The organism is Streptomyces phaeoluteigriseus (genome assembly GCF_001896135.2).
Taxonomy (GTDB): Bacteria; Actinomycetota; Actinomycetes; order Streptomycetales; family Streptomycetaceae; genus Streptomyces; species Streptomyces phaeoluteigriseus.
Genome location: NZ_MPOH02000051.1, coordinates 1 through 7,795, shown reverse-complemented (window position 1 = coordinate 7,795; position 7,795 = coordinate 1). Strand labels below are relative to the sequence as shown.

The following is a 7,795-nucleotide window of genomic DNA, read 5'->3' as shown; positions in this document are numbered from 1 at the left end:
TCCAGATCCGACAGCTCATGACGACGCACCATGCACCACATGATCCCCCATCAGGACTCTTTGAAGACACTGCCTAGAACCGCTCGAGCCGTCCGCCGGAGCGTGGCCTCGTCGGCACTCGCCTTGGCCATGGAATCGATGCCCCCTGACAACGCTCAACAGTAGATACCCAAAGCCGTGCCGCCGACGTGGTCGGCCACTTCCCCAGCGTCCTGGGCGTCGCGTATCGCGGCCGCGAGGAGGCCGGCAAGATTCCTCGTATGCGCGTCGGGCTGTCTGCGCCCCCAGTTTGTCTTCGCCGCGGCGATCCGCAGTGGCCTTGGTGAGGAAGCATCCTCGGCGGGGCGACTCAGCTGCGAAGGCCCCAGCAAGAGAAACGAGGTAATGCTCAAGTCGCGCCACCGGCGAGGGGAGCATCTCTTGCGGGCCGTCCTGCCACTCCTCGCGGGCTTGAGTGACAAGATCCTGGCAGTAGTCGGAGAAGACACGCATGTACAGAGCGTCCTTGTTGCCGAACGCCTTGTAGATGCTTCCCTTGCCCAGACCGGTCGCTTCCATGAGGGCCTAGGTAGATTGCCGACGAAGCCGGTCGTCCAGAACTGGTCTCGAACGGCAGCACGGAGTGCCGGGTGTGGGTGACGGTCGGCGTCCCCGGGGCGGCGGCGGCCGACGTCGGTGTGGTGCTGGCGGGAACGAGGTGACGTCGGGCTCCTCGGCACCGCTGCCGAAGCGACTGCGCTGGGATCGCGTAAGAACGTCTTCTACATGCACGTTCCGCTAGGTCAGTGGCGTGAATCGCTCTGTGCAGTTGCTGCGCTATCAGTCGTTGCTGGACAAGCCTTAGCGAGCCGGGAAAGATGTCGGCTTCCGACTAGTGTTTTGAACACCGCCCTTACTCAACATCTGGGTCCGTTTGCATCTCTCCGCCAAGGGTGGGTTTCATTTCCATTCGATGCGCTTCATTGAGCGCCCAGAGCGCCTTCATGAGATGAACACAAATAGGCCTAGGTATCGCCATGCCTAATTCACAAAAACTGGCGGTGAAGACATAGAAATCGTCCCCCAAGGGCTGCTTGCAGAACTTGTTCCAAGCTGAGACGGCTTCAGGATATGGATCGGCCCTACTTGAATGAACCGCGGAGAGGTGAGGAACTATAAAATCTCCCTTTAATTCAAATAATGCGCGCACCGTTGGGGAAGTTTTCGAGTTGGTTAGGCTCGCAAAAACCAACTGGACAGCATCGAGGGAAGGATTCGTGACAAGCAAACGAATACCGTTAGGATTACTTTCCAGGAAGAAGGAGCATTCTGTAGTCGGAATACCAGTGTCCTCCGACTGGAAAGTTATTCTCTCTTCATTCACGAATATCATGCATATTTCCGGCAGGGAAAAAATTGAGCACCGACGGCGTCTTGCCCATCGGCGCTCAATTTAAATATTTCGGAACCTGAATTAGATCCGCTGAACCTTGAGGTCTTTCGCGTATTGGTTAATGCCTGGCAGCCAAGCAGTAACGAGGCAGACGAGGGCTCCGGCGAGAGCTAGCAGACTGAACGCTGTTACCGAAGTAGGAGATTGATCCGAAACAATGAGTGCATGCAAGATCAGAGTTCCGAACGCGAAGAGAAAGCCCAGAACGCGGGTCCAAAGGGCGCCCTTGCGGGCCAGTAGGGCCACAACCAGGACGACAACAGCCACAAATACAGCGCCCGAAGCACGAGCCGACAGGGTGTCGTATCGCGAGTCCACTACCTGGTTCCACAGGGAGCCCAGGGTGGTCTGAAGCCCAGCTGGATCTGTCCCGGCGGGCAGGCCCACGGACTGAGGATCATTCTTGATGACCTCAGAGACATTGTCGCCGGCGAGTGTACGACCACCTGCGAACACGACTACAGCGCTACCCAAGCCTCCAAGGAAGGAAATCGCCGAAGCGACTGTGAAGAGCTTGAGACCTAGCGGCTTCCGCATAGGCGTTGCAGCAGGCGCTACTATGGAAGGCGCGGCGTAGTAATCGTTCATTGATTCTCTCTCTTAACAACTGCTCAGACGCATTGGGATAGCCCTGGCGCCACATTTCTCACCATTCTTCCGTATTAACAGGGTAAGATAGAGAGTATTCACTACTCAATGCTGAGACGGCTCGATGAGGCGGCAGCTTTGGCTGCCTCGTGGCCGGACGACTGCGGACCTAGGCGCCAGGCAGGGGGGCACCCTGGGTGAGTCGCACGCCCATTTCTTGTGTCTGGTTGAGTACGTGTCCGGCTGCACGCTCTGCAAGCGCCGCGATTGTAAGTGACGGGTTCACGGTGAGTGAGGAAGGGACAGCCGATCCGTCCGTCACAAATAGTCCGGGATGTCCACGCAACTGGTGGGTATCGTCGAGTGCACTCGTAGCGGGTTCATCGCCGATGCGGACGGAACCGAGAGGGTGGGCGGTTAGTGCTCCTCCAAGTTTTTCGCTCCATGGCATCACCTCGGCTAGAGCATCCTTTTCAAGTATGGACCGCAGCGCTTCATCGGAGTAGTCCCATGCCTGCCTAGTTCGAGATGAAGCATGGAATTTCATGCTTCCTATACCAATTCCAGGTGCCAGGCGGGTGAAGCTTCCTGAGAGAGGAACTGCTCCGAAATTTCCCTCGTTCTCATCCTCAGTCATCGCCAGCATCGTCAACCAAGACCGCCACTGCCTTCGCAGATCTCGCTGATCTTTACCTAGCCAGCCCGTTGGTGTGCCCCTCGCCTGGGCTAAAACATTAGTTACTGGCGGAAAGTAAATTTGCTGCAGCGTGAAGCGCTTAAATGGATCACTCTGCGGGTTTAGATAGTCATAGGTAGCGGCCGTAATGGGACGTCCAATAGGTAGTCCCTGATAGGAGACTGTGTCTGACCGGGAAATCCCTAAGAGAGTCCTGACCTTCTGTTCATCTACTCTTGCCACACTTACGCGGTCGCCGTTTCCGCTGAAATATTTTCCTACGGCCTGAGGCACCCCGCCCAGGAACAGATTTGATCTTTGGAGAATGACCGGGGACCCCACAGCCCCCGCAGCCAAGACAACCGTCTTGGCATGGACGACACTCATGGGTGAGGAACATGAGTAGTCATCTGAATCGAGGGTGTAATAGGTTACGGCGTATCGGTAGCCCGCTTTGAGAGATGGGCAGATTGCCTGCACCTCGTGAAGCGATCTTATCTCTGCCCCGTGAGACTCGGCTGCCGCCAGATAATTATGCAGCATAGTGCGTTTGGCGTCGAAAGCACATCCTGACAGCATCCAGTTGCAATTGACACATTTAGCCAGATCGACAGCAACTGGAACAGGATTGCATGTGTGCCCGGAGCGCTTGCAGGCTGCGGCGAGAACACCGCCCGCATACGATACATGGTTCCAGTCAGTCTGCTGTACTGGAATTGCGTCTTCCACCCTGTCATACCAGGGATCGAGAGTCTGCCTAGTTAAAGAGTTCGGCCAGATGCGAGTGCCACGGCTATCGGTGCGTTCGAATACGAAGGAGGGTGCTCGCAACGACGCAGCAAAGTAGACCATGCTGCCGCCCCCCACGCAGTTACCGGCAACGACAGATATTCCGTCCCCTTGAATAATGTCGACGATTCGATTGTAGCTACCGAGGGCCATCGAATGAGACAGATCTGCGGTCTCGACGCGTGGGCCTCTTTCAAGCACTAGAACACGAGCGCCGGCTGCTGCCAAATAGTAGGCAGGAATCGATCCACCGAATCCACTACCGATGACGAGAACGTCGACCGATTCTTCCGTCACGCAGGGCCCCCTGACGAATCGGTGTTAGGGTGTAGATCGGCCAGAGCAATACCGTAGGAGAAATCCGAGAACCGCCACTTTCCATCAGGGTCGGGTTGAGGGAAGCCAAGCCAAGTGAGTCCCGCGTGGGAGCCAGCAACTGCCGTTGCCGTGTCGAGGTGACCAGCTGTGTCGAATGCCACGCTCACGAGAAGCGACATAACCTGCCAAATTTTCCTATCGAGATCCTCTTCTTCAAAAAGGCCCACTACGAGGTTGGTCCTATGCCGGAATGAGAGACCAACCATCGCAGGGAGGGTGACCGGCAGAGGTAGCAGGTGGAGTGCTGCGTAGGCGATGGCTCGGGCATTTAGGAGTGACGCAATGAGATTGAGGGCCGGGCGAGCCGGCAGAAGCGGAGACGTGAGCACGTCAATAACACCTGCCTGTACCGCACCAGGACCTTGAACGGCGCCTGCGATGGCGTAGTCGCCGGGAAATCTGCGCTGCCCTGGTATCAGGGTGTCTGCGAAGGCCTCGAGCGTCGCGGCGGTTCCAGTGGCCAGAGAGTCACTCGCCCCACTGGTGCCAAGAGCAGAAGCCCTTGGCACCAGAGGCGGTGTCACCAGCAAGGTGGAGACGCTGGCTACCAGTAATTTGAGGATGAACCGTCGATCACTGTTCACCTTGTCAACCGGCCAAGTCGCATGCTAAGTCGTAGGGGAGACTGGTAACTAGGCCGGTTTCGCCTGCTTCGTCGCCGAAGTCGGCAAGAGCGTCCGCGACATCGGGGAAGTCAGCGCGAAGCAGGCTCACGACATCACCCATGCCTGCGCTCTGCCCGTTGATACGGAAGTTGGTCAGGCGGGCGCCCGCTTCACGGTGACTCTTGTTCCACCAATACTGACCGTCCCAAGTAACTAGGGGCGTGGCTCCCGAAGAGGTCTGGACGCTCCAGTGGTCGCGCTGGTAGTAGCGGCAGGTCAGCATCGTGATGGCGAAGCGGGAGGGCTCAGCTAAAAGAAAGCGAAGAGCGCCACCGTTGTCGAATGTGATGTCACGCTTGCTGTACTCGATACACAGAGGATTGGCGAACATCAGCCACCACGGTGGTTGTTCTGCTTCGCCAAATCGATGCCAATCGCACGTCGCTGCAAAGTCGGGCTCAAAAAAAGAATTGACGTGGCTGATTTTAGCATCGTGGGAAACTTGGTCTCCTGCGAGGGCATCAGCAGGAGTGTTTACTGCGGAGAAAAGAAGGAGAAGGGAAAGTGCTACAACTCTTGCAGATTTGACAATGCTAAGCCTTCGCCGCTTCATGTTCTCACCCTTCGAGCAACTGAGGAGATCCACTTGAATTAGCAAAAAACCCGTCGCGACGCCGGACGCCGCCGGTAGCTGCAACGGGATTTAGAGTGAGGCAGGCCGACCTGTGAGTAAAGAGGGTTCGAAAAACTTTTACACAGTGTCAGTACGTCCGGGGATCTCAAACAACGGCTGACACAATGAGGTGGATCGGTCCGGGTGGACCGGTCCTGTGGGCGCATTGCAGCGGATCGTGTCCGTTGAACTGCGGGATCACCTTGAGCCGCTGCCGTCGCAGCGTGAGCGCAGGATCCGGTATCCCGGCTGCAAGCCGTCGCCCGACCTGGACGTTCTGTGGGGGCTTGGATCTGCTGAACACAGGGATCCAGTGAGAGTACTTGCAACAAGGCCTCGACTCCGGCTCGGGCATCACACGCTGGCGGCGGCTGCGGGACTGGAACAAGGCCAGCGCGAGGCAGCGATTGCACGAGGTCCAGATCGTCGAGTTGAGCGCGGCCTCCCGGCTGGACCGGTCGCACTGCGTTGTCGACTCCTGCCACGTCAGGGCGTCCAAGGGAGACTTCGTGTCCACGCTGATCACCGGAGCCCCGCAGCCCTGATGGTCGCGGGCCTGCTCGTTGAGGTTATGGAACGGTGCGTCCGGCCGGGGTGCTGCCTGCCTTCCAGCGTCTTGGCGTTGCCCTGCAGGCTGAAGCCCTCCTCGCGCAGAAGGGGTCGCCCACCGTGTCCGCGAGATTCAGCGGTTGCGGCTCCTCGTCGCGCTCGAGTCAGCCTCACGTCCCGTCGATGCCGCGGACCGGCTGTGAATCGTGGACGGCATGTTGATCCCGGTCCGCGACCGCAAGGCCGGCGCCTCGAGCCGCAACTACCGGTGTCCGCAAACGTGCAGGTCATCATCGACACCGACACACGCCTGGTCGTGACTACCGCCAGGCTGGCTCCCGGCAACAGGGCCGACGCCCATGTGCGGCGTCACGCCGGCCTGCCACAGCACTGCCAAGGCGTCACCGCGCTCGGCGATGGCGCCTAAATCAGCACTGGCCTGGTCGTTCCACATCGCAAACATCCCGGCCGCCCCCTCCTGGCCGGCGAGGAAGCCCACAAGGCGGAACACCGTCGGGTCCGTGCACGCGTCTGCAAAATCTCGGGCCTCTGCAACATGCTTTAGACGGATATAAAAGGAATTATGGAGTGCGGGTCTTGACTGGCCCACAAGTTGTCTGGAATCTTACGGATATTTATCCGTCGTTCTCCCTACTTTGTCTCATTGATGTACAGACTGGACTCTTATGTACACCCGTTCCTTCGCCCGCGCGGTCGCTTTGACTGCCTCTGCCTTTTGGCTGCTCATCCCAGCGACCTCGGCGTCCGCGACCGATGACACCTACACGGTTCCGCTGCACCAGCACTTGCCGCTGACAGCCTCCTCCGACGGCGTGGAGCACGAATCCGACTGCCCGGTGCCCGACACCAAGGACGGCTGGCACTTCGTGCTGCCCGGCACGGGTACGGATTTCGTCAAGCTCACGGTGACTTTCGAGCCGGGAGGCGAACAGGTCATCACCAGTTTCGGCCCGCCGTCCGACAAGCACGCCTACGCCGCGTCCGATCCCGGCGCCACGCTCGTAGCGGCCGAGGCCGAAGTGACGGGCGGCGACGTTGCCTGGTTCAACCTGTCTCACGCCTGCCCGGCATCCAATACCCAGCCCAGCAGCTCCCCGACCCCGTCACAGAGCACCTCTCCCACTCCGCCGGTCACGACCCCACCGGCGAGCGAAAGCTCTCCGGCGAGCCCGCACCCGAGCAGTTCCTCTTCTGCGGCAGTCACGCCGCCCGCGTCGTCCACCCCAGTCTCACAGAACGGCGGCGCCCTGGCCGAGACAGGCGCGCAGACAGTCAGCATCGCCGGTGCGGCGCTGCTGCTGCTCGGCGCGGGCGCTGGCTTGGTGGTAGCGCTCCGCCGCAAAGGCAGCGGCCAGCGGCACTGAGCATGTTCAGTGGGGCCACTGATCGGATGACGGCCGGGGTGGCGTGATGGGCGAAGCCCTCGAGTTGTTGAGCGGGATGTCTGACGTCCACAGCTCTTGACTCGGGGGCCTCGTGGTTCCATATCGTGCCGTACTCGATGTCCCGCATGCCTGGTGGAGTGGGTCACGAAGCTGATCGTCACCCGGGAAGGTGACCCACGGTGCCGGCCTTCACCGTCCGGACGCTGTGATCGCACGGGTGTACCTGCGGAAGAACGACACTCTGCGACAGCTCGCGGCCGGCTTGGGATCAGCCTGGGCACCGCACATGCCTGCGTCCATGCCATGGTCGGTCACCTGGCGCGGCTCGCGCCCGGTCTGACCGCAGCGCTGAGATCGGCCGACGTCCGCCGGGCGGACTATTCGGGCAAGCACCGCCGACACGGCGTAAACCTGCAGGTGGCCACCGCTGCGGACGGCACACTGGTGTGGATCTCGCCGCTTGTGCCAGGCCGGACCCACGATCTCACCGCTGCCCGCGGGCACCGGATCATCGCCACAGGCATCCGTCTGGGCATCCCCGTCCTGGCCGACCGCGGCTGCCAGCCAGCCGGTGATACCGTCGCCGTCCCCCACAGGCGACTGCCGGGCAAGACCTCACAGCTAGGCGCTGTTTCTCGGATCTCCTGACGGGGGTGGGGTATTGGGGTCAGGCTGGCTGCATGGGACGCGGAGACCTGA

At 60.0% G+C, this 7,795-nt stretch carries 6 protein-coding genes and 4 pseudogenes; 4 read left to right on the top strand and 6 right to left on the bottom strand.

Going from position 1 to position 7,795, the window contains the following annotated elements; genetic code table 11:
- Window positions 1-892 precede the first annotated feature (892 nt).
- The 5 genes from BM536_RS40575 to BM536_RS40565 form a co-directional block, all read right to left on the bottom strand.
- A complete protein-coding gene (locus BM536_RS40575) occupies window positions 893-1,363 on the bottom strand; it encodes a hypothetical protein (RefSeq protein ID WP_211363022.1) in 471 nt (156 codons plus the stop codon).
- 90 nt (window positions 1,364-1,453) lie between these two features.
- A complete protein-coding gene (locus BM536_RS40570) occupies window positions 1,454-2,020 on the bottom strand; it encodes a hypothetical protein (RefSeq protein WP_143651129.1) in 567 nt (188 codons plus the stop codon).
- Window positions 2,021-2,189: 169 nt separating this feature from the next.
- A complete protein-coding gene (locus tag BM536_RS38050) occupies window positions 2,190-3,782 on the bottom strand; it encodes an FAD-dependent oxidoreductase (RefSeq protein WP_073499387.1) in 1,593 nt (530 codons plus the stop codon).
- Window positions 3,779-4,372: a DUF5987 family protein gene (locus BM536_RS45165; protein WP_425444728.1), complete on the bottom strand. Its 594-nt coding sequence runs from the start codon at window positions 4,370-4,372 to the stop codon at window positions 3,779-3,781. The genes BM536_RS38050 and BM536_RS45165 overlap by 4 nt, the downstream gene beginning before the upstream one ends.
- 79 nt (window positions 4,373-4,451) lie before the next feature.
- Complete coding sequence (locus tag BM536_RS40565; protein WP_143651127.1) at window positions 4,452-5,114, bottom strand: hypothetical protein; 663 nt, start codon at window positions 5,112-5,114, stop codon at window positions 4,452-4,454.
- A 157-nt stretch (window positions 5,115-5,271) separates the two neighbouring features.
- Here BM536_RS40565 and BM536_RS43700 point away from each other — a divergent pair.
- Window positions 5,272-5,643 (top strand): annotated as a pseudogene (locus BM536_RS43700) (IS5/IS1182 family transposase); the annotation flags it as partial.
- A 3-nt stretch (window positions 5,644-5,646) separates the two neighbouring features.
- Here BM536_RS43700 and BM536_RS40075 read toward each other — a convergent pair.
- Window positions 5,647-5,818, bottom strand: a pseudogene (locus BM536_RS40075) (ISAzo13-like element transposase-related protein); the annotation flags it as partial.
- On the opposite strand from BM536_RS40075, the pseudogene BM536_RS43695 reads away from it, so the two are divergent.
- From BM536_RS43695 to BM536_RS43690, 3 genes and pseudogenes are all read left to right on the top strand, one after another.
- A pseudogene (locus BM536_RS43695) lies at window positions 5,816-6,222 on the top strand (transposase); the annotation flags it as partial. The pseudogenes BM536_RS40075 and BM536_RS43695 overlap by 3 nt on opposite strands.
- 154 nt (window positions 6,223-6,376) lie before the next feature.
- Window positions 6,377-7,075: a hypothetical protein gene (locus tag BM536_RS38030; RefSeq protein ID WP_073499383.1), complete on the top strand. Its 699-nt coding sequence runs from the start codon at window positions 6,377-6,379 to the stop codon at window positions 7,073-7,075.
- 112 nt (window positions 7,076-7,187) lie between these two features.
- Window positions 7,188-7,705, top strand: a pseudogene (locus BM536_RS43690) (transposase family protein); the annotation flags it as partial.
- Window positions 7,706-7,795: the final 90 nt, after the last annotated feature.

Excerpts from the sequence above, each read along its gene's own strand:
- BM536_RS40570 (WP_143651129.1), bottom strand. The coding sequence starts at position 2,020 with ATGAACGATTACTACGCCGCGCCTTCCATAGTAGCGCCTGCTGCAACG.
- BM536_RS38030 (WP_073499383.1), top strand. The coding sequence starts at position 6,377 with ATGTACACCCGTTCCTTCGCCCGCGCGGTCGCTTTGACTGCCTCTGCC.